Below are 24,842 nucleotides of genomic sequence, written 5' to 3' on the forward strand. Positions count from 1 at the left end.
CAGCACTGTCATCCAAGCTTGTGCCACTCGCGCTTGTCGCGGGTCAGCAATTCATTGCCCGCTTCAGGGCCATCCTCGCCCGCCGGGTACTCATGCACCTCGCCCCCCTGGGCCCAGGCATCGAGAAACGGCTGCACCGCGCGCCAGCCGTTCTCGATGTTGTCGGCCCGTTGGAACAGGGTCTGGTCGCCGGTCAGGCAGTCATAGATCAGCGTTTCGTAGCCGGTGGCCGGGGTCATCTTGAAGAAGTCCTTGTAGGCAAAGCCCAGCTCGACGTTCTCCATCACCAGCTCCGGCCCCGGCCGCTTGGCCTGCAGGTCGAACCACATGCCTTCGTTTGGCTGGATCTGGATCTTCAGGTAGTTGGGCTTGGGCCGCTCCAGCTCCGATTCGCGAAACTGCGCGTACGGCGCCGGCTTGAAGCAGATGGCGATCTCGGTATCGCGCACGCTCATGCGCTTGCCGGTACGCAGGTAGAACGGCACCCCGGCCCAGCGCCAGTTGTCGATCATCACCTTGAGCGCCACATAGGTTTCGGTCTGGCTGTCGGCTGCGACGTTGTTTTCCTGGCGATACCCCGGCAGGCGCTTGCGGCCCTGATGGCCAGCCGTGTACTGGCCACGCACGGAATTCTTCAGGGCCATTTTCGCCGACCAGGGGCGGATGGCACCGATCACCTTGGCCTTCTCGCCCCGCACGGCATCGGCGCCGAACGCCGCCGGCGGCTCCATGGCGACCATCGCCAGCAGCTGGAACAAGTGGTTGGGCACCATGTCGCGCAGCGCGCCGGTGTTGTCGTAGAACGCACCGCGGGTTTCCACGCCAACCGTCTCGGCGGCAGTGATCTGCACATGGTCGATGTAGTGGTTGTTCCAGAACGACTCGAACAGACCGTTGGAGAAGCGGCTGACCAGAATGTTCTGCACCGTTTCCTTACCCAGGTAATGGTCGATGCGGTAGATCTGCCGTTCGCTCATCACTTTGAGCAGGCAGGCGTTGAGCGCCTCGGCACTGGCCAGGTCGGTGCCGAAGGGCTTTTCCACCACCACCCGGCGAAAGCCACCGGCAGACTCGTCGAGCAGGCCGGCCTCGCCCAGGCGCTGGGCCACTTCCGGGAAGAAGCGTGGTGAGGTGGCCAGGTAGAAGATGGCGTTACCGTGGCTCGTCTTGTCGATACGCTTGGCCAGCGCCGCATAGGTGGCAGGGTCGAGGAAGTCGCCAGTCTGGTAGTCCAGGCGTTTGGCCAGACGCGCCCAGAGCTTTTCATCCAGGCACTTGGCAGCGCCCTCACCGCCCTTGTCACGTTCCTGCATGAAGTCATGCAGGCGCTCGGCAAATTCATCGGCCGTGGCCGCGTTGTGGTCGACGCCGACGATGCGCAGGTTGCGGTCCAGCAAGCCGTCGCGGCTGAGGTTGTAAAGCGCCGGCATCAGCAGGCGCTTGACCAGGTCACCGTTGGCGCCAAACAGGAACAGCGTGCAGGGCGGAGCAGCAGGAATGGTCTGTTTGCTCATCAGTCTTTTTTCTCGACGTGACCACCGAAGCCCAGGCGCATGGCCGAAAGGATCTTGTCGCCGTAGGTGCCCTGCTGCTGACGCGAGCGGAAGCGGGCGAACAGTGCGCTGGACAGCACAGGTACCGGCACTGCCTGCTCGACAGCGGCATCGATGGTCCAGCGGCCTTCGCCACTGTCGGACACCGAGCCACTGAACTGCGCCAGCTGTGGGTCAGCCACCAGCGCATCGGCAGTGAGGTCGAGCAGCCACGAGGTGACCACGCTGCCGCGGCGCCACACTTCGGCAATCTCGGCGACGTTGAGGTCGAAGCGCTGGTCTTCCGGCAGCTCGTTGCCACCTTTGCTGCGCAGCAGGTCGAAGCCTTCGGCATAGGCCTGCATCAGGCCGTATTCGATGCCGTTGTGCACCATTTTCACGTAGTGCCCGGCGCCAGGTGGGCCGGCATGGATATAACCGTGCTCGGCGCGCTCATGCTCACCGCTGCGGCCGTGGGTGCGCGGAATCTCGCCCACGCCCGGCGCCAGTGCCTTGAACAGCGGCTCCAGGCGCTCGAACACATCCTTCTCGCCGCCGATCATCATGCAGTAGCCACGGTCCAGGCCCCAGACACCACCAGAGGTGCCGACATCCAGGTAATGCAGCCCGCGCCTGGCCAGTTCGGCGGCGCGGCGCATGTCGTCCTTGTAGAAGGTATTGCCGCCATCGATGATCGCATCACCCGGCTCCAGCAGCTCGGCCAGCTGGGCGATGGTCTGCTCGGTAGGCTCGCCGGCTGGCAGCATCACCCACACCGCGCGCGGCGCCTTGAGCTTCTGCACCAGCGCGCCGAGGTCGTGGGCACCTTGGGCGCCCTCGCCCTCCAGCCCAACGATGGCATCACGGTTACGGTCATGGACCACGGTGCGGTGGCCGGCGCGCATCAGCCGCCTTGCGATATTGCCGCCCATGCGGCCCAGCCCGACGATTCCCAATTGCATGAGCCGATGCTCCCCTTTCGAAATGGATGACAAACACAGTTCAACTTTTCAGATTAGTCCAGCACGACGCACGAGGGTTCAGCGACGAACGGCGCGACAACGTTAAACAAAAAAGTTCCCATGGGCGGCGAAAGAATTCAGAATGCGCGCCGCGTGAAGCGTCTACGCTTTAACTGTCACCAGCCAAAACCGCGAGGTGTGCTCATGGGTACCTTGATGCCTGCTACTCCAACCCAGACCCTCTATGTCTCCGTGCGCCGCGATGAACTGCGCAAGTTGAAAGACGAACGTGACCAGTTGCGCCAACAGGTCGCACAGTTGCACATGCTGCTGGAACAGGCACGTAGCGACGGTAAAAACGTCAGCCTCTGATTCATCCCTCCCTCGGTGGGAGCTTCATGGCTCCCACGCGGCCCGTCAGCCGATCTCTCGAATTTCACCGGGCAACATAAAGCATTTCCTATGGTTCAGCGCCTGGGTGCCTTATAGGGTGCACAACGCCACGGCCTCATCCTGGGGCCTGCCTGCCGCGGACCTCAGCATGAAAATCGCGTATTACTGCCTGCCTCTGGCCCTCTTCAGCATTACTACCCTGCCCCTGCAAGCCGCTGCGCAAAGTTGCCAGCAAGCCACCAAGCAACAGGCACTTGACCTGTTCGAACAGTGGAACGACAGCCTCAAGAGCGGCGACCCTCAACAGGTTGCCCGCCTCTACCAGGAAGATGCCCTGCTTCTGCCCACCGTTTCGAAAAAGCCGCGCCTCACCGAACAAGAGCGCGTCGACTATTTCAGCCAGTTCCTCGCCGACAAGCCGAGCGGCAAGCTCGATACCCATTACTTCGACGCCGCCTGCAATACGGCGACACTGGCCGGTCTCTACACGTTTGACTTTGCCGCTACCGGCAAGCAGGTGGCCGCACGCTACAGCTTTACCTACCGCTGGGACGGCCAGCAATGGCTGATCAGCCATCATCACTCCTCACTACTGCCTTCAGGTTGAGTTCAACACCGTGGGGCACGCGCCCCACAACGGTGCACAAAGGCCCATCCCATGCTGCACATTGATGCCCACCAGCGCCTTCCGATTCATCTCTACGATGCCCCAACACATTCAGTGACACTCGCCAACGTTTGCGTCTAGCTCAGGTCATAACGAAAGTGACCAGCGGGTCACCTTTTTATCGCCGGCTCTCCTACACTCAGGTTTCGGCCCGCCATTTGCTCAGAGGAAGAGCAACGTAAAAAAGTCGAACTTTTGGAAATGGTGGCGGGTCATCAAGTAAGTAGGCCAGACGCAAAAGGACTTCCTTCGCACGGCCGCCTACCCCAACCAGTCCAATCGCCTTCGGCCGGAATGCTGATCGCATTGTGCCTGTGCGCACGACTTCGGGGCATGGATAGCTTCACGCAACTAAAGAAACAGAGAGAACCAGCACGAGATATAGCAACGGGTGCCAGCACCCGGCCAACACATAGGGACGGAAAGAAGTATGATCAGTGCCGCTGTCGAGCCTCACGTAGATTCATTCAAACCGGACAACCGCGAGCCGCTCACCCCGGACTTCGCCAAGACAGGCACGGCACCCGGCGCCCAGCGCCAGCACAACCCGAACAAGCGCAAGATCCTGTTCGTCACATCCGAGATAGCCGACCTGGTCAAGACCGGTGGCCTGGGTGACGTTTCGGCGGCACTCCCACGCGCCTTGGCGCACCTGCACGATGTACGGGTGCTGATCCCTGGCTACCGCCAGGTCATGGAAAGCGACAACCCCATTCATATCGTCGGCGAGCTCGGCGGCCATGCCGCCCTGCCACCGTGCAAGATCGGCCGCATGGACATGGTCGATGGCCTGGTCATCTATGTACTGATCTGCCCGGAGCTGTACCAGCGCGACGGCACTCCCTATGGTGCCAACAACGGTCGCGACTGGCCGGACAACCACATTCGTTTCGCCCGCCTGGGCCTGGCCGCAGCCGAGATCGCTGCTGGCGAAGGCAAGATCCACTGGCAGCCCGAAGTGGTGCACGCCCACGACTGGCCCGCAGGCCTGGCACCGGCCTACATGCACTGGCGCGGGCTGAACACGCCGACCCTGTTCACCATCCACAACCTGGCCTATCAGGGCGTCTACAGCCGCGGCTGCAGCCCAGAGTTGGCGATTCCCGACCATGCCATGCAACAGGAAGGCATGGAGTTCTACGGCAAACTGTCGTTCCTCAAGGCAGGCCTTGCCTACTCCAGCCACATCACCACCGTCAGCGCCACCTACGCCCAGGAAATCACCACCCCTGAGTTCGGCTGCGGACTCGACGGCTTCCTTGCCAGCAAGGCCCAGCAGGGCCTGCTCGGCGGCATCCCCAACGGCATCGACGAGAGCTGGGACTCGGCCACCGACAAGCACCTGCAGCACAATTTCAGCATCAACGACTGGGACGGCAAGGCACGCAATACCGCCGAAGTGCGCAAACTGTTCGAACTGGAGCCGTCCGAAGGGCCGCTGTTCGCTGTGGTCTCGCGGCTGGTCTATCAGAAGGGCCTGGACCTGACCTTGGGCGTTGCCGACTACATCGTCGAACAAGGTGGGCAAATCGCGATCATCGGCCGCGGCGAGCCAGAAGAAGAGCAGGCCATGCGCGAGCTGGCGTTGCGTCACCCGGGGCAGATCGGGGTGCGTATCGGCTTCAACGAAACCGACGCCCGGCGCATGTTCGCTGGCAGCGACTTCCTGCTGATGCCCTCGCGCTACGAGCCTTGCGGCCTGAGCCAGATGTACGCGCAGCGCTTCGGCTCGCTGCCGGTGGCGCGCAATACAGGCGGCTTGGCCGACACCATCGAGAACGGCGTCACCGGCTTCCTGTTCGATGAGTCGACCGTCGAGAGCTACAGCGAAGCGCTGAGCCGTGCTTTCTATATCTACCGCAAGAAGGACCTGCTCAATGCCATGCGCTGCCTGTCGATGACCCAGCCGTTCAACTGGTGCCAGGCGGTGGAACCCTATGCGCGCCTCTATGAGGACCTGGTCAAGCAGGCACAACTGAGCTACTGAACGGGGGTTTGAAGATGCACAGGCATGGCGCACACCTTCTGGACGCCACGTCGGCGCGCTTCGCCCTGTGGGCGCCCGATGCGCGCAGCGTGAGCGTGGAACTGGAGCAGCAGCCCGCCATCGAGCTGCTCCCCGAGGACGACGGCTGGTACACGGGGGTTGCCCCGTGCCAGGCCGGCGACCGCTATCACTACCGCATCGACGGCAAGCTGCAGGTCGCCGACCCGGCGTCGCGGTACCAGCCCGAGGGCGTGCACGGGCCGAGCCAGGTGGTGGATACCGGCGCCTACGCCTGGCAGCATCCCTGGCAAGGCCGGCCTTGGCACGAAGCTGTGATCCAGGAGCTGCATGTCGGGGTGCTCGATGGCTACCAGGGCGTAGCCCGGCATCTGCCGAGGCTGGCGGAGCTTGGCATCAGTGCCATCGAGCTGATGCCGCTGGGCCAGTTCCCCGGCGAACGCAACTGGGGCTACGACGGCGTACTGCCCTATGCGCCGCAGCATAGCTACGGCAGCCCCGAGCAGCTTTGCGCCCTGGTCGACCACGCCCACGGCCACGGCCTGATGGTGATGATCGATGTGGTCTACAACCACTTCGGCCCGGACGGTAATTACCTGCATCAATACGCCAGCCCGTTCTTCCGCCAGGACCGCCAGACGCCCTGGGGTGCGGCCATCGATTTTCGCCGCAGCGAGGTACGCGAGTACTTCATCCAGAACGCCCTGATGTGGCTGTGCGACTACCGCTGCGATGGCCTGCGCCTGGATGCCGTGCACGCTATCGACCAGCCCGACTTCCTCGTCGAGCTGGCGCAACGGGTACGCGCCGCTGTCGAGCCTGGCCGGCATGTATGGCTGGTGCTGGAGAACGAGCATAACCAGGCTTCGTTGCTCGAACAGGGCTTCGATGCCCAGTGGAACGACGATGGCCACAACGCCTTGCACGTGCTGCTGACCGGGGAAACCGAGGGCTACTACGCCGACTACCAGGAAAAACCCATCGCCAAGCTGGCACGCTGCCTGGCCGAAGGTTTCGTGTTCCAGGGCCAGGCCAACCGCCACGGCACGCCACGCGGCGAAGCCAGCGGGCACCTGGAGCCCAGCGCGTTCGTGCTGTTCCTGCAGAACCATGACCAGATCGGCAACCGCGCCCTGGGCGAGCGGCTGACCCGCCTGTGCCCGCCGGCAGCCTTGCGTGCGGCCACCGGCCTGTTGTTGCTGGCACCGATGATCCCGTTGCTGTTCATGGGCGATGACGATGGCAGCTGCCGGCCGTTCCTGTTCTTCACCGATTTCCATGACCAACTGGCCGATGCCGTGCGCGAGGGCCGGCGCGGCGAGTTCGCCCACTTCAAGGCATTCGCCGACCCCGAGCAGCGCGAACACATACCCGACCCCAATGCCGAACAGACCTTCGAGGCTTCGCGGCCGCAGAACAAGGAGGTCATCGCCGGCTGGCACGGGCTTTATCACCAACTGCTCGACCTGCGCCAACGCCACGTCATCCCCAACCTGCCCGGCAGCCGTGCACTGGGCGCCGAGGTGCTGGGCGACCACGCTCTGACGGCGCGCTGGCGCCTGGGTGACGGCAGCACCCTGCGCATCGACCTGAACCTGGGCACCACGCCCCAGGCGGTCGAACTGCCCGCCGCCGAACAGCGCCTGTTCGACAGCAGCGACACCACCCACCCCGATACCGCGCTGGCCGCCCACAGCTGTGTGGTCAGCCTGCTAGCCCCCGGCCAGGAGAGCCCATGAGCGAAACCGCTTTGCACCGACTGGCCGCCCGTGTGGGGCTGGCCCGCGACTGGATCGACGCCAACAACAGGCCGCAGCAAGTGAGCGACGAGGTACTGCGCAAGGTCCTCGACGGCCTGGGCCACCCCGCCAGCGACGAGCCGGCCATCCAGGCCAGCCTGCGCGCCGTGGAAGCCGCCGAAGACGCTGAGCACCTGCCCCCGCTGATCACCGCCGACCTTGACCAGCCGCTGCCCCTGAAGCGCTACTTCCCGCCCGGCAGTGCAGTGCGCTGCACCCTGGAAAGCAACCGCCTGCAATACCTGACCCTCGATGCCCAAGGCAACCTGCCCGGCGGCCTGCCGGTCGGCTATCACCTGCTGCAGATCAACGACCGCAGTTTCACCCTGGCCGTGGCTCCGCCGCGTTGCCACAGCCTGACTGACGCCGTCGATGAACCCCCGCCACGCTGCTGGGGCCTGGCCGTGCAGCTCTACAGCCTGCGCCGCCCCGGTGATGGCGGTTTTGGCGACTGCCTGGCGCTGGAACAGCTGGCACGCAACGCCGCCGAACGCGGCGCCGATGCCCTGGCGATCAGCCCGATCCATGCCCTGTCTGCCATCGACCAGCAACACTACAGCCCTTACTCACCGTCCAGCCGCCTGCTGCTCAACACCCTGTACGCCAGCCCCGCCGCGCTGCTCGGCGAGCGCGCCGTGCGCCTGGCGATCGAGGCGTGTGGCCTGGAGCAGGTGCTCGAAGACCTTGAGCAGTGCCCGCTGGTGGACTGGCCCCGCGCCGCCGACGCCCGCCTGCGCCTGCTCGAAGCGCTGTACCAGGATTTCAGCCAGGCCGACCACCCGCTGCGCAAGGACTTCGACAGCTTCCGTGAGGCCCGCGGCCAGGCCCTGGAACATCACTGCCGCTTTGAAGTACTACAGGCACAAGCCGTCGAACATGGCTTGGGCGCCGACTGGCGCAACTGGCCCAGCGCCTGGCACGACCCGTACCACCCGGAAGTCGAGGCCTTCGCCAACGCCTACCCGGCCAAGGTCGAGTTCCACGCGTTCTGCCAGTGGCTGGCCGAACGCAGCCTGCAACGTGCCCAGCACGCCGCGCGCAGCAACGGCATGGCGGTCGGCCTGATCGCCGACCTGGCAGTGGGCGCCGATGGCGCCGGTAGCCAGGCCTGGAGCCGCCAGGACGAGCTGCTGGCCAACCTCAAGGTCGGCGCACCGCCCGACATCCTCAACCGCTCGGGGCAGGACTGGGGCATCTGCGCCTTTTCCCCCGAGGGGCTCAAGCGCAACGGCTACCGTGCCTTCATCGAGATGCTGCGGGCCAACCTGGCCCATGCCGGCGGCCTGCGCATCGACCATGTGATGGGCCTGCGCCGCTTGTGGCTGATCCCGCGGGGCTGCACGCCCGCCGAAGGCGCCTATCTGAACTACCCGCTCGAGGACCTGCTGCGCCTGCTGGCCCTGGAGTCGGTGCGCCACCAGGCGATCATCCTCGGCGAAGACCTCGGCACCGTACCCGAAGGCCTGCGCGAGCAGCTGGCTGCCAAGGCCGTGCTGGGCATGCGCGTGCTGCCCTTCGAGCAAACCCAGCCCGGCCACTTCACACCGATCCTCGACTGGCCTGACAACGCCTTGGCTACCACCGGCACCCACGACCTGGCGCCTTTGGCCGGCTGGCTGCAAAGCCGCGACATCGACTGGAGCCACCGCCTGCAACTGCTCGACACCGCCACCGAACTGCACTGGCGCCACGAACGGCAGAAGGAACGCGAAGGCCTGCGCCGCACCCTGGAAGCCAACTATGGTGCACAAGCAGACGACGACGCGCTGATCGATGCCGCCATCCGCTACGTTGGCCATACCCGCGCCCCCTTGGTGCTGATCCCGCTGGAAGACCTGCTCGGCAGCGACGAACAACCCAACCTGCCTGGCACCACCAGCGGTCACCCCAACTGGCGCCGGCGCTTCGCCGCGCCGGTGCGCGAGCTGCTGGATGACGAAGACGCCGCACGGCGCCTTGAACTGCTGGCGCAGGCCCGCGAACAAGCCTGGGAGCGTGACCGATGAAGCCGTTAACCGCGACACTGCGCCTGCAGTTTCACCACGAGTTCAGCCTCGATGACGCCGTACCGCTGGTGCCGTATTTCGCCCAACTGGGCATCAGCCACCTGTATGCCTCGCCGATCCTCAAGGCCCGCGCCGGCTCGCGACATGGTTACGACGTGGTCGATCCGACCTGCGTCAATCCCGAGCTGGGCGGCGAGGCGGCACTGCAGCGGCTGGTGGCCGCGCTGCGCCAGCATGGCATGGGCCTGATTCTCGACACCGTGTCCAACCACATGGCTGTGGGCGGCGCCGACAACCCCTGGTGGCAGAGCCTGCTGGCCTGGGGCCGGCGCAGCCCGTATGCGGAGTTCTTCGACATCCAGTGGCACTCCAGCGACCCGTTGCTGGCCGGCCAGTTGCTGTTGCCGTTCCTCGGCAGCGACTATGGCGCGGCGCTGAAGCATGGCGAAGTCCCGCTGCAATTCGACCAGCAATCGGGTTTGCTGCAAGTCGCCCACCATGAGCACCGCTTCCCGATCTGCCCGCTGGACTATGGCTGGATTCTTGCGCAAAGCCCCGAGCCTGCACTCAAGGCCCTGGCGGAGCATTTCACCGCCTTGCGCGACGCCGCCGAGCCCTTGGCCGATGCCCTGCCCCTGCACGCTGAACTGGCGCGCCTGGTGCGTGAAGGCGCGGACCTGCAATCGGCACTGGCCGCCTTCGACAGCCGCAGCGAAAGCGGCTTCAAGCGCCTGCACCTGCTGCTGGAACGCCAGACCTACCGCCTGGCCAGCTGGCGCACCGCCGCCGATGACATCAACTGGCGGCGCTTCTTCGACATCAACGAACTCGGCGGCCTGCGGGTGGAGCGTGCCGTGGTGTTCGAGGCGACCCACGCCAAGCTGTTCGAGCTGATCGAACGCGGCCTGGTGGACGGCCTGCGCATCGACCATATCGATGGGCTGGCCGACCCGCGCGGCTACTGCCGCAAGCTGCGTCGCCGGGTCGACAGCCTGCTTGCCAAGCGCCCGTTGCATGCAGCCCTGGAACACTTCCCGATCTATGTGGAAAAGATCCTCGGCGCCGACGAACACCTGCACCGCGACTGGCTGACCGACGGCACCACCGGCTACGAATTCATGAACCAGGTCTCGCTGCTGCAGCACGACCCGGCTGGCGAAGCACCTTTGACCGAGTTGTGGGCGATGGTCAGCGAGCGCCCCGACTTCCCCGAGGAAGTGCGCCTGGCGCGCCACCTGGTGCTCAACGCCAGCCTGGCCGGCGACTGCGAATCGGTGGCCCAGGCGCTGTTGCAGGTGGCCCGCGACGACCTGATGACCCGCGACCTGACCCTGGGCGCGATCCGCCGCGCATTGCAGGCACTGGTCGCGCATTACCCGGTGTACCGCACCTACTTCAACGCCTGCGGGCGCCCGGCCGAGGATGAGCAGTTCTTCCAACAGGCCCTGGCCCATGCCCGCCAGGACCTGGGCGAAGCCGACTGGCCGCTGCTCGACCAGCTCGAGCGATGGCTCGGTGGCAAGCCCTGGCGGCAGTTGCCCCCGGGCCGGCCACGCAGGCACCTGCGCCATGCCTGCGTGCGCTTCCAGCAGCTCACCGCCCCCAGCGCCGCCAAGGCCGTGGAGGACACCGCGTTCTACCGGTCGGCACGGCTGCTGTCGCGCAATGACGTCGGCTTCGAGGCCGAGCGGTTCAGCGCCGACACCGAACATTTCCACAACGAAGCCCAGCGCCGCCTGCGCGACTTCCCCGACAACCTGCTGGCCACCGCCACCCACGACCACAAGCGTGGCGAAGACAGCCGCGCACGCCTGGCCGTGTTGAGTGAACGCGGGCCGTGGTTTGCCAGCCGTGTGGAGCACTGGCGCGAGCTGGCTGCACCGCTGCGCAAACAGCTGGACGACGGGGTGGCACCAAGCCCTGGCGACGAGCTGCTGCTGCTGCAGACGCTGCTGGGCAGCTGGCCACTGACCCTCGACCTGCACGACGACAATGCGCTGCGCCAGTACGCCGAACGCATCCGCCAATGGCAGCAGAAGGCCCTGCGCGAAGCCAAGTTGCGCAGCAGCTGGAGCGCGCCGAACGAAGCCTATGAAGCAGCCTGCGCGGCCTATGTCGACGGCCTGCTGCTGCAGCGGGAAAACCAGCAGCTGCGCCAGTCGCTGGCCGATGCCGCGCAGTTGATCGCCTGCCCCGGCGCCCTCAACGGGTTGGTCCAGAGCCTGCTGCGCATGACCGTGCCTGGCGTGCCCGACCTGTACCAGGGTAACGAATACTGGGACTTCAGCCTGGTCGACCCGGACAACCGCCGCGCCGTGGACTACGCTTGCAGGCGCCGCACCCTGGACGATGCCAGCGCGCCCGGCGAGCTGCTGGCGCACTGGCGCGACGGCCGCATCAAGCAGGCCCTGATCGCACGGGTGCTGGACTGCCGCCAGGCCCACGCTGAGCTGTTTCGCCGGGGTGCCTACCTGCCATTGAACGTGCAGGGTCGGCATGCCGATCAGGTCATCGCCTTCGCCCGCCTGGGTGACGGCGAACGCGCCATTGTCGTCGCCCCGCGCCTGGCCAGCGGCCTGCTCGGCGGCGCCACTACACCGTTGATCCCGGCGCAGAACTGGGACGACACCCGGGTGATCCTGCCGTTTGCCTTGTCGCCTGCCAACTCGACTGGACTTTTCTCCAGCGCTGCGGTCAGCCCTTCTAGGGAGCTCCTGTTGAGCGCTTTGCTGGCGGAGTTTCCGGTCAACCTGCTGATACAACAATCTTGAGCATCAGGAGCGTCATGATGAGTGTCGATGAAAAACGAATCCGCGAATTCGCTTACCAGATCTGGGAATCCGAAGGAAAGCCCGCCGGCCAGGAAGACCGCCACTGGGAGATGGCCCGCAAGCTCGCCGAAGCCGAGGCGCTGGCACCCAAGGCGGCACCTCGCAAACGGGCGCCGGCCAAGCCCAAGGCAGCGGCCGAGCCGAAGGCGGCTGCCTTGCCTGGGGCCAGCAAGCCGGTAGCTGCCAAGAAGCCTCGGGCAGTGAAAAAGCCTACGGCTGGGTAAGCCTGCACCGGCCCCTTCGCGGGTAAACCCGCTCCTACAAGGATCGCACCCACCTCACCACAGGAGCAGTGCCTGTGGGAGCGGGTTTACCCGCCAAGAGGCTGGTGCAGGTCCCACGATTTCCCCCCGCAACGGCCATTTCGAGGATAGCCATGAGTCCGCGCACGCCCAAGAAAACCCGCTCCGTCGCCCCGTCGCGCATTCGCGAGGGCATGCCCTTCCCCCTGGGTGCCACCTGGGACGGCCTGGGGGTCAATTTCGCCCTGTTCTCGGCCAACGCCACCAAGGTCGAACTGTGCCTGTTCGACTCTACTGGCGAGCAGGAAATCGAACGCATCGAACTGCCCGAGTACACCGATGAGATCTACCACGGCTACCTGCCCGATGCTCATCCCGGGCTGGTCTATGGCTACCGTGTATATGGGCCATACGAGCCGGAAAACGGGCACCGCTTCAACCCCAACAAACTGCTGATCGACCCCTATGCCAAGCAGCTGGTCGGCAGCTTGAAATGGTCCGAGGCGCTGTTCGGCTACACCATCGGCCACCCCGACGGCGACCTGTCGTTCGATGAGCGCGACAGCGCGCCCTTCGTGCCCAAATGCAAGGTCATCGACCCGGCCTTCACCTGGGGCCGCGACCAGCGTGTGCTGATCCCCTGGGAACGCACGATCATCTACGAAGCCCACACCCGCGGCATCAGCATGCGCCACCCGGCGGTGCCGGAAGCGCTGCGCGGCACCTTCGCCGGCCTTGCCAACGACGAGCTGCTCAAGCACATCAAGGACCTGGGTGTATCGAGCATCGAGCTGTTGCCCATCCATGCCTTCGTCAACGACCAGCACCTGCTGGACAAGGGTTTGAACAACTACTGGGGCTACAACAGCATCGCCTTCTTCGCGCCGCACCCGCGCTACCTCGCCAGCGGCAAGATCGCCGAGTTCAAGGAAATGGTCGCGCACCTGCACGACGCAGGCCTTGAGGTGATCCTCGACGTGGTCTACAACCACACCGCCGAAGGCAATGAGCGCGGCCCAACCCTGTCGATGCGCGGCATCGACAACGCCTCGTACTACCGCCTCATGCCCGATGACAAACGCTACTACATCAACGATTCCGGCACCGGCAACACCCTCGACCTCAGCCACCCGTGCGTGCTGCAGCTGGTCACCGACTCGCTGCGCTACTGGGCCGGCGAAATGCACGTCGATGGCTTCCGCTTCGACCTGGCGACCATCCTGGGGCGTTACCACGACGGCTACAGCGAGCGCCACGGCTTCCTCGTCGCCTGCCGCCAGGACCCGATGCTCAGCCAGGTCAAGCTGATTGCCGAGCCCTGGGACTGCGGCCCAGGCGGCTACCAGGTGGGCAACTTCGCGCCAGGCTGGGCCGAGTGGAACGACCGCTTCCGCGATACCGCACGGGCCTTCTGGAAAGGCGACGAGGGCCAGTTGGCCGACTTTGCCGCACGCATGACCGCCTCAGGCGACATGTTCAACAACCGCGGGCGCCGGCCGTATTCCTCGGTCAATTTCATCACCGCCCACGATGGCTTCACCCTGCGCGACCTGGTTTCGTACAACAGCAAGCACAACGAAGACAACGACGAGAACAACCAGGACGGCACCGACAACAACCTGTCGTGGAACTGCGGCGTGGAAGGCCCTACGGACGACCCGCAGATCAACGCCCTGCGCATGCGCCAGATGCGCAACTATTTCGCCACGCTGCTGCTGGCCCAGGGCACACCGATGATCGTTGCCGGTGACGAATTCAGCCGCACCCAGCATGGCAACAACAACGCCTACTGCCAGGACAGCGAGATCGGCTGGGTCAACTGGGACCTGGACCAGGACGGCAAAGACCTGCTGGCGTTCGTCAAGCGCCTGACCCGCCTGCGCCTGGCCTACCCGGTGCTGCGCCGTTCGCGTTTTCTGGTCGGCGACTATAACGAGGCGATCGGCGTCAAGGACGTGACCTGGTTGGCGCCAGATGGCAACGAGATGAGCGTCGAGCAGTGGGAAGACCCGCATGGGCGCTGCCTGGGCATGCTGATCGATGGCCGCGCCCAGGTCAGTGGCATCGCGCGGCCGGGTTCAGAGGCCACGGTGCTGCTGATCGTCAATGCTCACCATGACATTGTGCCGTTCAAATTGCCGACCGTACCTGAAGGCGAGTACTGGAGTTGCCTGGTCGACACCGACCGACCGGAGCTGCGCAAAGGGCAGCATCTGCAATTTGACACGACCTTCGAGGTGAAGGGGCGCTCGATGCTGTTGATGGTGCTACAGCACGAGGAAGAGTGAACCCGGTTGGCCATGCTCTGTCCCAACAGATAGCGCTTGCCTGGGCTTGCCGGCGATGTGGCCAGCCTAGGCAATACACGTTCAGCACCCATGAGGAGCCACCGTGAACCCCGAAGCCGGCAGTCCGGGTTTCGCCAGCACCGGTCACGCCCTAGCTGTGAAACGCCTGCGGGTACTGACGGTAAACACCCACAAAGGTTTCACTGCCTTCAACCGGCGCTTCATCCTGCCTGAGCTGCGCGAAGCGGTGCGCAGCACCCAGGCCGATATCGTCTTCCTCCAGGAAGTGCTCGGCAGCCATGACCGCCATGCCGCGCGCTACCCGGGCTGGCCGCAGACCTCGCAATACGAATTTCTTGCCGACAGCATGTGGAGCGATTTTGCCTACGGCCGCAATGCGGTCTACCCCGACGGCCACCACGGCAATGCGCTGCTGTCCAAATACCCGATCATCGAGCACCGCAACCTGGACGTGTCGATCACCGGCCCCGAGCGGCGCGGCCTGTTGCACTGCATCCTCGACGTCCCCGGCCAGCACAAGGTGCATGCGATCTGCGTGCATCTGTCGCTGCTGGAAAGCCACCGGCAGAAACAGCTGCTACTGCTGCGCCAGCTGCTCGATGCGCTGCCTGCCGATGCGCCAGTGATCATTGCCGGCGACTTCAATGACTGGCAACAGCATGGCAACCGTACCTTGCACCTGCAGCGCGACCTGCACGAGGCCTTCGAGCGCCACCACGGTCTGCTCGCCCGCACCTACCCGGGCCGCCTGCCCCTGCTGCGCCTGGACCGCATCTACCTGCGCAATGCCGACAGCCATGCGCCGCAGATTCTGGGGCACAAACCTTGGACGCACCTTTCCGACCACTTGCCACTGGCTGTAGAGGTACGCTTTAACAATGATTCGGCATAGCCCGTGCCGCAGAAATAGCGATCCTCGCTATGCCCGACCAAATAGCTCGGTTAAACAAAGGGTTAACCCCTGTCACGGCATTTGAACGCAGGTTTCACGCTTTCTTGACGCAAGCGCCGGTCTCTCCTTAGCTGAACAATATCACTAGACGTAAAAACTCGCGCCGGGCCTCTAGCTCGCGCCTTTGTGCGCGCTTGCGAAAGCTGGCGTGCTGGTTTGGGTCGCCCTCTGTTTTTGCCGTACAGCTCGTGACAACAGGCCAGGTCCTTGGGCTTTACAACAATAAAACAGAGGAGATCCGCCATGAAAAGAACCTCGAACCCCTTGCGCTTCGATCATATTTTCTGCGCGGTTTCCACGTCGATGCTTCTGGCAACCCCGGTGGAAACGTTCGCGTTCGAAATGCAGGAAGACCCAATCTCCCCCCGCTACCTGCAGCAAACGACGGTGCCGACGTTGTCGCTCGACCCGGTCAGCGCCAGCGGCCTGAACCTGGGTACGTTGAGCGCCTTCAGCGAGAAGATGGGCGAACGGCACAACTCCATAGCGCCCGACCTGGCGGGCAACCAATGGGCACAGTTCTTCCCTGGCGTCACACCCCAGCCTGGCACACGCGCACCAGACCAGCTGGAAGCCCCCAGCCAGCAGCTGATGATCGGCCCGGACCTGTTCGTGCGTGAAACCGCCGGTGGCAACGTGCACCGGGCGGGGATCTTCGTAGGGCACAACAACCTGCAGAGCAGCTTCAACGGCGTGCGGCCGTTGCTGGGGGACAAGCAGCGCAACGCGGTAAACCTCAGCGGCGAGAGCCTGGGGGTGTACTGGAGCATGACCCATGAACAAGGCTGGCACCTGGATGCCGTGGCCATGGGTTCGCGCATCGAGGTGATGGGCCGTGGCGACAGTGGCCAGCGCCTGGATGACAGTGGCCATGCGATGACCTTTTCGCTGGAGGGCGGTTACCCGATTGGGCTGGGCGGGGGCTGGGTGATCGAACCCCAGGCGCAGTTGATCAACCAGCAGTTCTTCCCGGGCAGCCAGGTGCAGGAGGAGACCTTGCAGGCCTTTGACAGCCAGCCCAGCTGGAGCGGCCGGGTCGGTGCCAAGTTGTCCGGGCGCTATGAGGTGAAAGGCATGCCGATCGAGCCCTATGTGCGGACCAACGTGTGGTACGACTTCAACGACAGCAGCGAGGTGAAGCTGGACCAGGTCGACAAGATTTCCAGCTCGCGCTATTCGACCACGGTGGAGTTGGGCTTGGGGTTGGTGGCGCGGGTGACACCTTCGGTGGCGCTGTTTGTCAGTGCCGATTACAGCAGCGATGTGGATGGCAACGACATCAACGGACTGATTGGCAGCCTTGGGGTGCGGATGCGGTGGTAGGCAGGTCTGGCCCTATCGCGGATAAATCCGCTCCTACAAGGGGCATGCGATCCCTGTAGGAGCGGATGTATCCGCGAAGAGGCCCGCACAGGCGATGAATCAGGCCGGTTTCATTACCAGAACCCCAAGCGGCGGCAGGTTCAGCGCCAGTGACAGTGGCTGCCCATGGCTGGCCACCTCATCACTCTCCACCGCCCCCAGGTTGCCCACGTTCGAGCCGGCATACAGCTCGGCATCGCTGTTCAGCAGCTCCTGCCAACGCTCACCGAACGGCACGCCAATCCGGTAGCCCTCACGTGGCACCGGGGTGAAGTTGGCCACCACCAGCAGCGGCTCGCCCTGGCTGCTCCAGCGCAACCAGGCGTACACGCTGTTGTGCGCGTCATCGCCGATCAGCCACTGGAAGCCCTGGGGCTGGCAGTCCTGTTCGTGCAGCGCCGGTAGTTCGCGGTACAGGCGGTTGAGGTCGCCCACCAGGCGCTGCACACCCTGGTGCTCGGGGTACTGCAGCAGGTACCAGTCCAGCTGGTGGTCGTGGTTCCACTCGCGCCACTGGCCGAACTCGCAGCCCATGAACAACAACTTCTTGCCCGGGTGGGTCCACATGAAGGTCAGGTAGGCGCGCAGGTTGGCGAACTTCTGCCAGCGGTCGCCGGGCATCTTGTCGATCAACGAATGCTTGCCGTGCACCACCTCATCATGGGAGATCGGCAGGATGAAATGCTCGGAGTAGGCGTAGATCAGGCCGAAGCTCATCTCGTTGTGATGATAGGTGCGGTGCACCGGATCGTTCTGGATGTAATGCAGGGTGTCGTGCATCCAGCCCATGTTCCACTTGTAGGCAAAGCCCAGGCCGCCTTGCTGGGTCGGCTGGCTGACCCCCGGCCAGGCCGTCGACTCCTCGGCGATGATCAGTGCACCCGGCGCCTCGTGGGCGGCAATGCCGTTGAGGTGGCGGATGAAATCGATGGACTCGAGGTTCTCGCGCCCGCCATGGCGGTTGGGCACCCACTCGCCGGCTTTGCGCGAGTAATCGCGGTACAGCATCGAAGCAACCGCATCGACGCGCAGGCCGTCGACATGGAAGTGCTTGAGCCAGTGCAACGCCGAGGCCAGCATGAAACCGCGCACCTCGTTGCGCCCGAGGTTGTAGATCAGCGTGTTCCAGTCCTGGTGGAAGCCTTCCAGCGGGTTGTCGTACTCGTAAAGCGCGGTGCCGTCGAAACGCGCCAGGCCATGTTCGTCAGTGGGGAAATGCGCTGGCACCCAGTCGAGGATCACACCGATACCGCCCTGGTGGCAGGCATCGACGAAGAACGCGAAGTCCTCGGCGCTGCCATAGCGCGACGTTGGGGCGAACAACGACAGCGGCTGATAGCCCCAGGAGCCGCCAAACGGGTGCTCCATGATCGGCAGCAGCTCGATGTGGGTGAAGCCCAGTTGCTGCACATAAGGCACCAGGCGCTCGGCCAGCTCGCGCCAGTTGTAGTAGCGCGACACTTCGCCCAGCTCGTCGAGCTCACATTGCCATGAACCCGGGTGCAGCTCGTAGATCGACAAGGGTGCGCTGTAGGCATGGCGCTGGGCGCGATGCTCCATCCAGTCATGGTCCTGCCAGTCGTGGCTCAGCTCACCGGCGACCTTCGACGCGGTACTCGGCGGCAATTCGGTGGCACGGGCCAGCGGGTCAGCCTTCAGTGGCAGGATGCCGTCCTTGCCAAGCACTTCGAACTTGTAGGTTTCGCCCACGCCCAGGCGCGGTACGAACAGTTCCCAGACCCCGGCACTGTGGCGCAGGCGCATGGGGTGGCGGCGGCCGTCCCAGTTGTTGAAGTCACCCACCACCGACACCCGGCGCGCATTCGGCGCCCATACCGAGAAGCACACGCCATCGACACCGTCGACCTGGGTCGGCTGGGCGCCGAAACGCCCGGACAGGTCCCGGTGGTTGCCTTCGGCGAACAGGTAGAGGTCCATGTCACCCAGTTGCGGGCCGAAGCTGTAGGGGTCTTCGGTCACCTGCTCGCCACCGGCCCAGCCGACCTGCAGCAGGTAGGGCTGCGCCTGATCGAGGTGCGCGCTGAACAGGCCAGGCAGGCTGCCCTGCACCATTTCGGCGAGGACGCGCCCATCATGGCGCGCCAGCACCCGCACGCTCAGTGCATTGGGCAGGTAGGCACGCACCAGCACACCGCCCTGCCCGTCTGCATGCGGGCCCAGCACGGCAAATGGATCGGCGTGCTCGGCGCGGGCCAGGGCATCCAGGTCCCGTTGCCGAAGGCCGCCGTTTTCACGCGTGGTTGCATTCATCTATGACTCTCCCCAGGTACTGATCAGTCCATGCAAGCCATGCAAGGGCACGGCCAGCCAACTCGGACGGTTCTCGGCTTCGTATGTGATTTCGTAGGCGGCTTTTTCCAGGCAGAACAACTCCAGTGCAGCGCGCTCGCCTTCGGCCTGTTGCCAGGCGTGAGGCATGGCGGCGGTGGCCAGGCCATAGGCTTCGACGAAGGCATGCCGCGACTGGTGCAGGTACTGCCGGGCAACACGTTGCCGGGCTTGGCGCGCCGGGCCGGAAAGGTCGACCGCAGACGCGCTGCGCAGGATCATCGCAGCAGCATAGTCGAAGGATCGCAACACGCCGCTGACATCCTTGTACGGGCTGTGTTTGGCCCGGCGTTCATCCAGTGGACGGGATGGCTCGCCCTCGAAATCGATCAGGTAGGCATCGCCCTGCACCACCAGGATCTGCCCCAGATGCAAGTCGCCATGCACACGCATCAGCAGGCCACCCTGGGCCTGTTCGGCGAGCCTGGCGATGTGCTGGGCAAGGCCGTCACGCTGCTGTTGCAGGTCGTCTACCAAGGCCTGGCTGTCAGGGTCGAGGTGTTCGCGGTGCTGTGCCAGCAGGTCCAGGGCGTGGTTCAGTTCGGCACTGATCTGCGCGCTCCAGCGTTGGCTGTCATTGGCGTCGCTGGGGCGTGGCTGGAAGGCTTCATCGTTGCTCGGTGCCGCCAGCAGCAGGTGCATCTCGCCCAGGCGCTGGCCGAGCAAGGCCGCGAAGCCGTTGAGTTCGGCCAGCGCGTCGGTGTGCGCTTCGGCGTCTATGTGGGTCGGCTCCATCTCGTCACGAATGGCCCGCTCCAGGGTGTTCTGGGTCCAGGCCCAGGCATCGCCCTGGTTGCTCAGGTAACCCTGGGCGATCATCAGCAGGTGCGGCGCGCCCCGCTCGTCTACGCGGCTGACCCAGGCCAGCAACGGCGAGATGTTGGCGAACCCGGCGGCAGTGAGGTACGCACTCATTTCCAGCTCTGGGTGTATGCCCGGGTTGACCCGGCGAATGAGTTTGAGCACTACGCGGTCGCCAATGACTACCGAGCTGTTCGACTGTTCGGCGCTGAGGTAGCGCACTTCGCTTTCCTCGTTCAGTTCAAGGCCGGCCAGTTGGGCTGTGCAGGCAAAATGCAGCTCGCCCTGGCCATTGCCGCAAGGCAGATGCCTATCTTCCTGGCAGGCGCGCAGCACCGCACGGATGAACGGTTCGAGGACGAAGGCATCGGTGATCAGCCCCACCTGACTGCCACGACGTACCCGTGACAGCGCCAGTTGCTGCGGCAGTGCGGTATTGATCTGATCTTCCGGCAGCAGGCCGAACGGCAGCTGGTACTGGTTGGCCACGCCGTCGCTGAGCACTTCGATTTCGCTGAGCAGCACCGGTGTAGTGGCGGTGCCGAAGCGCACGCCATAACGCAGCCGCACCTGGTCGATCGGGCTTTCCTTGCCGGCGAACCAGCGGCGCTTGGGCAGGTACTGCGGCAGGATGGTGCCGTGCAGGGTGTCGCTGGAGGGGGACTCGAGCAGTTCTTCCATGCGTTTGCGCAGCACTAAAGTAGTCAATTCCGGCAACCCCTCGGTAGCTTGGATGTGCCAGCTGGGCATGCGGTCGTGGGCAGCCAGCAGGAACCAGTAGAAGGCATAGGGTGGCAAGGTCAGCATGAATGGCAGCTGCCCGATCGGTGGGAAGGCGCTGCCACCGAGCATCTCCACCGGCACTTTGTCAGCGTATTGCGACAGTTCGAGCTCGGCGGCCTGGGCGGCGCGGGAAACGTTGGCGACGCACAGGATCACCTCGGTATTGCCGTCGGCGTCGGTGTACTCGCGGATATACGCCAGGATGCGCCGGTTGCTCGGCGTCAGCGTGCGCAGGCTGCCGCGGCCGAAAGCCTTCTGCTGCTTGCGCACCGCCAGCAGGCGGCGGTTCCAGTTCAGCAGCGAATGCGGGTCGTGGGCCTGGGCTTCGACGTTGATGGTCTGGTAGCCATACAGCGGGTCCATGATCGGCGGCAGCACCAGGCGTTGCGGGTCAGCCCTGGAAAAACCGCCGTTGCGGTCCGGCGACCATTGCATCGGTGTGCGCACGCCGTCGCGGTCGCCGAGGTAGATGTTGTCGCCCATGCCCAGTTCGTCGCCGTAGTACAGGGTGGGTGTGCCGGGCATGGACAGCAGCAGGCTGGTGAGCAGCTCGATGCGCCGGCGGTCACGTTGCAGCAAGGGCGCCAGGCGCCGGCGGATGCCGAGGTTGATGCGGGCGCGGCGGTCTTCGGCGTAGTAGTTCCACAGGTAGTCGCGCTCGCGGTCGGTGACCATTTCCAGGGTCAGCTCATCGTGATTGCGCAAAAAGATCGCCCACTGGCAGTTGGCCGGGATTTCCGGGGTCTGGCGCAGGATGTCGGTGATCGGGAAGCGGTCTTCCATGGCCAGGGCCATGTACATACGCGGCATCAGCGGGAAGTGGAAGGCCATGTGGCATTCGTCGCCATCGCCTTCGCCAAAGTACGGGCGAGTGTCCTCGGGCCACTGGTTGGCCTCGGCCAGCAGCATGCGGTCGGGGTAGTTGGCATCGATCTCGGCGCGGATCGCCTTGAGTACCTTATGGGTCTCGGGCAGGTTCTCGTTGTTGGTGCCGTCACGCTCGATCAGGTACGGGATGGCGTCCAGGCGCAGGCCGTCGACGCCCAGGTCGAGCCAGAAGCGCATCACACCGATCACCGCCTTCATCACCTGCGGGTTGTCGAAGTTGAGGTCTGGCTGGTGCGAATAGAAGCGGTGCCAGAAGTACTGACCGGCGACCGCGTCCCAGGTCCAGTTGGACTTTTCGGTGTCGAGGAAGATGATCCGCGTGCCGTCGTACTTCTGGTCACTGTCCGACCACACGTAGAAGTCTCGCGCCTTGCTGCCGCGCTTGGCGTGGCGGGCGCGCTGGAACCACGGGTGCTGGTCGCTGGTGTGGTTGATGACAAGCTCGGTGATCACCCGCAGGCCACGCTTGTGCGCCTCGGCGATAAAGCGACGAGCGTCGGCCATGCTGCCGTAGTCTGGGTGCACGGCCTTGTAGTCGGCGATGTCGTAGCCGTCGTCTCGGCGTGGCGAGGGGTAGAACGGCAGAAGCCAGAGGGTGTTGACGCCGAGCTCGGCGATATAGTCGAGCTTGCTGATCAGGCCGGCGAAATCGCCGATGCCGTCGTTGTTCGCATCAAAGAACGACTTGATGTGCAGCTGGTAGATCACGGCGTCCTTGTACCACAGCGGGTCATCGATGAAGGCTGCCGGGCGGGAACGCTTGGCCATGGGTGACTCCTTTCAAAGCATTCTTGAGCTTGGAGCTTGCGCGATCGCCTGTGGGAGCGGGCTTGCCGTGCTAGCGGGCCCTTTCTATGCGCCAGATACCGAACGGCTGGTGCCACGGCTCGATACGCATCCACTGGGTCTTGCCATGCCAGGTCCAGCGGTGGCCGGTCATCAGGTCCTCGCCCTGGGTGTCGGCATTGTCGTCCAGCCCCAGTTCCCACAAGGGCAGCTCGAAGCTGGCCTCCTGGGCGTTGTGCGGGTCGAGGCTGATCGCCACCAGGATGTAGTTGTCGCGCTCGGGCGTGCGCTTGGCGAAATACAGGATGTTGTCGTTCCAGCAATTGAAGAAGGCCACGCCAAGGTGGGTTTGCAGGGCGCGGTTCTGCCGGCGGATGCGGTTGAGCTGGGCGATCTCGGCGATGATGTTGCCGGGCTGGGTGAAGTCGCGCGGGCGGATTTCGTACTTCTCCGAATCCAGGTACTCCTCCTTTCCCGGCAGCGGCGTGCCTTCGCACAGTTCAAAGCCCGAATACATGCCCCACAGCCCCGAACCCATGGTCGCCAGTGCGGCGCGGATGAGGAACCCGGCGCGGCCCGAGTTCTGCAGGAAATAGGGGTTGATGTCCGGCGTGTTGACAAAGAAGTTCGGCCGGTAGCACTGGCTCCACGGTGGCTGGTTGAGTTCTTCGAAATACTCGCGCAGCTCCTGCTTGGTGTTGCGCCAGGTGAAGTAGGTGTAACTCTGCGCATAACCGACTTTGCCCAGGCGCGCCATCATTGCTGGCTTGGTGAACGCCTCGGCGAGGAAGATCACCTCGGGATGCTGGCTGCGCACATTGGCGATCAGCCATTGCCAGAACGGCAGTGGCTTGGTGTGCGGGTTGTCGACGCGGAAAGTCTTCACGCCCTCCTCGACCCAACCCACCACCACGTCGCGCAGGGCCAGCCAAAGCGACGGCACAGCCTCGGCGGCATAGAAGTCGACGTTGACGATGTCCTGATACTTTTTCGGCGGGTTCTCGGCATAGCGGATGGTGCCGTCGGGCCGCCAGCTGAACCAGCCGGGGTGCTCCTGCAGCCATGGGTGGTCCTGTGAGCACTGGATGGCGAAGTCCAGGGCGATTTCCAGGCCGTGCTCGGCGGCGGCGGCCACCAGCCGACGGAAGTCTTCACGGGTACCCAGCGCTGGGTGAATGGCGTCATGCCCGCCTTCCGGGCTGCCGATGGCGTAGGGGCTGCCTGGGTCATTGGGCTCTGCCTGCAAGGCGTTGTTGCGGCCCTTGCGGTGCTTTTTGCCGATCGGGTGTATGGGCGGGAAATAGAGCACATCGAAGCCCATGTCGCGGATCATCGGCAGGCGCCCGTGCACGTCATTGAAGGTGCCGTGGCGCTCGGGGCTGTCGGTGATCGAGCGCGGGAACAACTCGTACCAACTGGCAAACAGCGCGGCCGGGCGGTCGACGTCGAGGGGGAATTCGATGCTGCGGGTAAGGTAGCTGCGGTGCTCGGCCTCAGCCATCAACCGGGTGGCTTCAGGGCCCAGCAGCAGGGCCACCTGGTCATCCTGGGAAAGCTCCGGCAGGCGGGCCTGCAAGCTCTCTATCTGCTCGCGCAAGGCGCCCTCGCTACGTTCTGCGCCTTTGCCCAGGAGCAAGCGGCCTTCCTCCAGCTCCAGCTGGACCTCGACGCCCGCATGGTACTTGCGCTCCAGGTCGTGGCAGTAGGTGGCAAACGGGTCGATCCAGGCCTCGATACTGAACAGGTGCAGGCCCAGCTCAGTCGGGGTGAATTCGGCCAGCCACAGGTCATTGCCGGGCGAATGCATCGGCACACAGTGCCAGCGCCGGCTGGTGGCCTGGCGCCAGTTGAGCATCACCGCCAAGCGGTCGTGGCCATCGCTGTAGACCTTGCTGCTGACCGCAACCCGTTGCCCGCTGACGGCCTTGGCGGCGAACGTGCCGGCTTCGAGCACAGGTTGGGTGTCTTCGATCACGATGCGCGGCGCCAGTAGCGCCTGTGACAGGCTGATGGCCTGGTCCGGGTGATCGTTCGCCGTGGGCACGCTTTCAAAGGGCTCGTTTCGTGTCATCGACCTTGCTCCCTCAGGCTGTTGGCGGTAAGGGTTCAGAGCCGGACACCGGCATGGGGTTCAAAAAAAATTGAGCGAACGGCAGCTGCCAGCGGTCAGAGCCT

At 64.5% G+C, this 24,842-nt stretch carries 15 protein-coding genes; 10 read left to right on the forward strand and 5 right to left on the reverse strand.

Translation table 11 applies throughout. The annotated features are described in order from the left end of the window. Window positions 1–8: 8 nt before the first annotated feature. Entirely contained in the window at window positions 9–1,514 is a 1,506-nt protein-coding gene (gene zwf / locus H040_RS01270) for a glucose-6-phosphate dehydrogenase (RefSeq protein ID WP_027919698.1), read from the reverse strand. Then, a complete protein-coding gene (gene gnd / locus H040_RS01275; RefSeq protein WP_027919697.1) occupies window positions 1,514–2,494 on the reverse strand; it encodes a phosphogluconate dehydrogenase (NAD(+)-dependent, decarboxylating) in 981 nt (326 codons plus the stop codon). The genes zwf and gnd overlap by 1 nt, the downstream gene beginning before the upstream one ends. 204 nt (window positions 2,495–2,698) lie before the next feature. On the opposite strand from gnd, the gene H040_RS27430 reads away from it, so the two are divergent. The 10 genes from H040_RS27430 (at window position 2,699) to H040_RS01320 (ending at window position 17,021) form a co-directional block, all read left to right on the forward strand. Next, window positions 2,699–2,866, forward strand: a complete 168-nt coding sequence (locus tag H040_RS27430; protein ID WP_178092352.1) for a DUF6026 family protein — start codon at window positions 2,699–2,701, stop codon at window positions 2,864–2,866. 169 nt (window positions 2,867–3,035) lie between these two features. Then, window positions 3,036–3,494 carry an SgcJ/EcaC family oxidoreductase gene (locus H040_RS01280; protein ID WP_027919696.1) on the forward strand — a complete coding sequence of 153 codons (459 nt, stop codon included), beginning with the start codon at window positions 3,036–3,038 and terminating at the stop codon, window positions 3,492–3,494. A gap of 490 nt (window positions 3,495–3,984) precedes the next feature. After that, window positions 3,985–5,541: a glycogen synthase GlgA gene (gene glgA, locus H040_RS01285; RefSeq protein WP_027919695.1), complete on the forward strand. Its 1,557-nt coding sequence runs from the start codon at window positions 3,985–3,987 to the stop codon at window positions 5,539–5,541. A 14-nt stretch (window positions 5,542–5,555) separates the two neighbouring features. Further along, window positions 5,556–7,298, forward strand: a complete 1,743-nt coding sequence (gene treZ, locus H040_RS01290; RefSeq protein ID WP_027919694.1) for a malto-oligosyltrehalose trehalohydrolase — start codon at window positions 5,556–5,558, stop codon at window positions 7,296–7,298. Beyond that, window positions 7,295–9,364: a 4-alpha-glucanotransferase gene (gene malQ, locus H040_RS01295; protein WP_027919693.1), complete on the forward strand. Its 2,070-nt coding sequence runs from the start codon at window positions 7,295–7,297 to the stop codon at window positions 9,362–9,364. The genes treZ and malQ overlap by 4 nt, the downstream gene beginning before the upstream one ends. After that, window positions 9,361–12,135 (forward strand): malto-oligosyltrehalose synthase, encoded by a 2,775-nt coding sequence (locus H040_RS01300; RefSeq protein WP_027919692.1) that lies wholly within the window; start codon window positions 9,361–9,363, stop codon window positions 12,133–12,135. The genes malQ and H040_RS01300 overlap by 4 nt, the downstream gene beginning before the upstream one ends. A 14-nt stretch (window positions 12,136–12,149) precedes the next feature. Next, window positions 12,150–12,419, forward strand: a complete 270-nt coding sequence (locus H040_RS01305) for a DUF2934 domain-containing protein (protein WP_027919691.1) — start codon at window positions 12,150–12,152, stop codon at window positions 12,417–12,419. Between the two features lie 152 nt (window positions 12,420–12,571). Next, window positions 12,572–14,725 (forward strand): glycogen debranching protein GlgX, encoded by a 2,154-nt coding sequence (gene glgX / locus H040_RS01310; protein WP_027919690.1) that lies wholly within the window; start codon window positions 12,572–12,574, stop codon window positions 14,723–14,725. 103 nt (window positions 14,726–14,828) lie between these two features. Then, window positions 14,829–15,638, forward strand: a complete 810-nt coding sequence (locus H040_RS01315; RefSeq protein WP_027919689.1) for an endonuclease/exonuclease/phosphatase family protein — start codon at window positions 14,829–14,831, stop codon at window positions 15,636–15,638. 303 nt (window positions 15,639–15,941) lie between these two features. Then, complete coding sequence (locus tag H040_RS01320; protein ID WP_027919688.1) at window positions 15,942–17,021, forward strand: autotransporter domain-containing protein; 1,080 nt, start codon at window positions 15,942–15,944, stop codon at window positions 17,019–17,021. A gap of 99 nt (window positions 17,022–17,120) precedes the next feature. Here H040_RS01320 and glgB read toward each other — a convergent pair whose 3' ends face one another. The 3 genes from glgB to H040_RS01335 all read right to left on the reverse strand — a co-directional run bounded on the left by glgB (window position 17,121) and on the right by H040_RS01335 (window position 24,738). Next, entirely contained in the window at window positions 17,121–19,331 is a 2,211-nt protein-coding gene (gene glgB / locus H040_RS01325) for a 1,4-alpha-glucan branching protein GlgB (protein ID WP_027919687.1), read from the reverse strand. Then, window positions 19,332–22,649: a maltose alpha-D-glucosyltransferase gene (gene treS, locus H040_RS01330; protein ID WP_027919686.1), complete on the reverse strand. Its 3,318-nt coding sequence runs from the start codon at window positions 22,647–22,649 to the stop codon at window positions 19,332–19,334. A gap of 70 nt (window positions 22,650–22,719) precedes the next feature. After that, entirely contained in the window at window positions 22,720–24,738 is a 2,019-nt protein-coding gene (locus H040_RS01335; protein WP_027919685.1) for an alpha-1,4-glucan--maltose-1-phosphate maltosyltransferase, read from the reverse strand. Between the last annotated feature and the right edge of the window lie 104 nt (window positions 24,739–24,842).

The organism is Pseudomonas sp. URMO17WK12:I7 (assembly GCF_003269045.1).
In the GTDB taxonomy this organism is placed as follows: domain Bacteria; phylum Pseudomonadota; class Gammaproteobacteria; order Pseudomonadales; family Pseudomonadaceae; genus Aquipseudomonas; species Aquipseudomonas putida_J.

Coding starts and splice junctions, on each gene's coding strand:
- zwf (WP_027919698.1), bottom strand. CDS start 1,514: ATGAGCAAACAGACCATTCCTGCTGCTCCGCCCTGCACGCTGTTCCTG.
- gnd (WP_027919697.1), bottom strand. CDS start 2,494: ATGCAATTGGGAATCGTCGGGCTGGGCCGCATGGGCGGCAATATCGCA.
- H040_RS27430 (WP_178092352.1), top strand. CDS start 2,699: ATGGGTACCTTGATGCCTGCTACTCCAACCCAGACCCTCTATGTCTCC.
- H040_RS01280 (WP_027919696.1), top strand. CDS start 3,036: ATGAAAATCGCGTATTACTGCCTGCCTCTGGCCCTCTTCAGCATTACT.
- glgA (WP_027919695.1), top strand. CDS start 3,985: ATGATCAGTGCCGCTGTCGAGCCTCACGTAGATTCATTCAAACCGGAC.
- treZ (WP_027919694.1), top strand. CDS start 5,556: ATGCACAGGCATGGCGCACACCTTCTGGACGCCACGTCGGCGCGCTTC.
- malQ (WP_027919693.1), top strand. CDS start 7,295: ATGAGCGAAACCGCTTTGCACCGACTGGCCGCCCGTGTGGGGCTGGCC.
- H040_RS01300 (WP_027919692.1), top strand. CDS start 9,361: ATGAAGCCGTTAACCGCGACACTGCGCCTGCAGTTTCACCACGAGTTC.
- H040_RS01305 (WP_027919691.1), top strand. CDS start 12,150: ATGATGAGTGTCGATGAAAAACGAATCCGCGAATTCGCTTACCAGATC.
- glgX (WP_027919690.1), top strand. CDS start 12,572: ATGAGTCCGCGCACGCCCAAGAAAACCCGCTCCGTCGCCCCGTCGCGC.
- H040_RS01320 (WP_027919688.1), top strand. CDS start 15,942: ATGAAAAGAACCTCGAACCCCTTGCGCTTCGATCATATTTTCTGCGCG.
- glgB (WP_027919687.1), bottom strand. CDS start 19,331: ATGAATGCAACCACGCGTGAAAACGGCGGCCTTCGGCAACGGGACCTG.
- treS (WP_027919686.1), bottom strand. CDS start 22,649: ATGGCCAAGCGTTCCCGCCCGGCAGCCTTCATCGATGACCCGCTGTGG.
- H040_RS01335 (WP_027919685.1), bottom strand. CDS start 24,738: ATGACACGAAACGAGCCCTTTGAAAGCGTGCCCACGGCGAACGATCAC.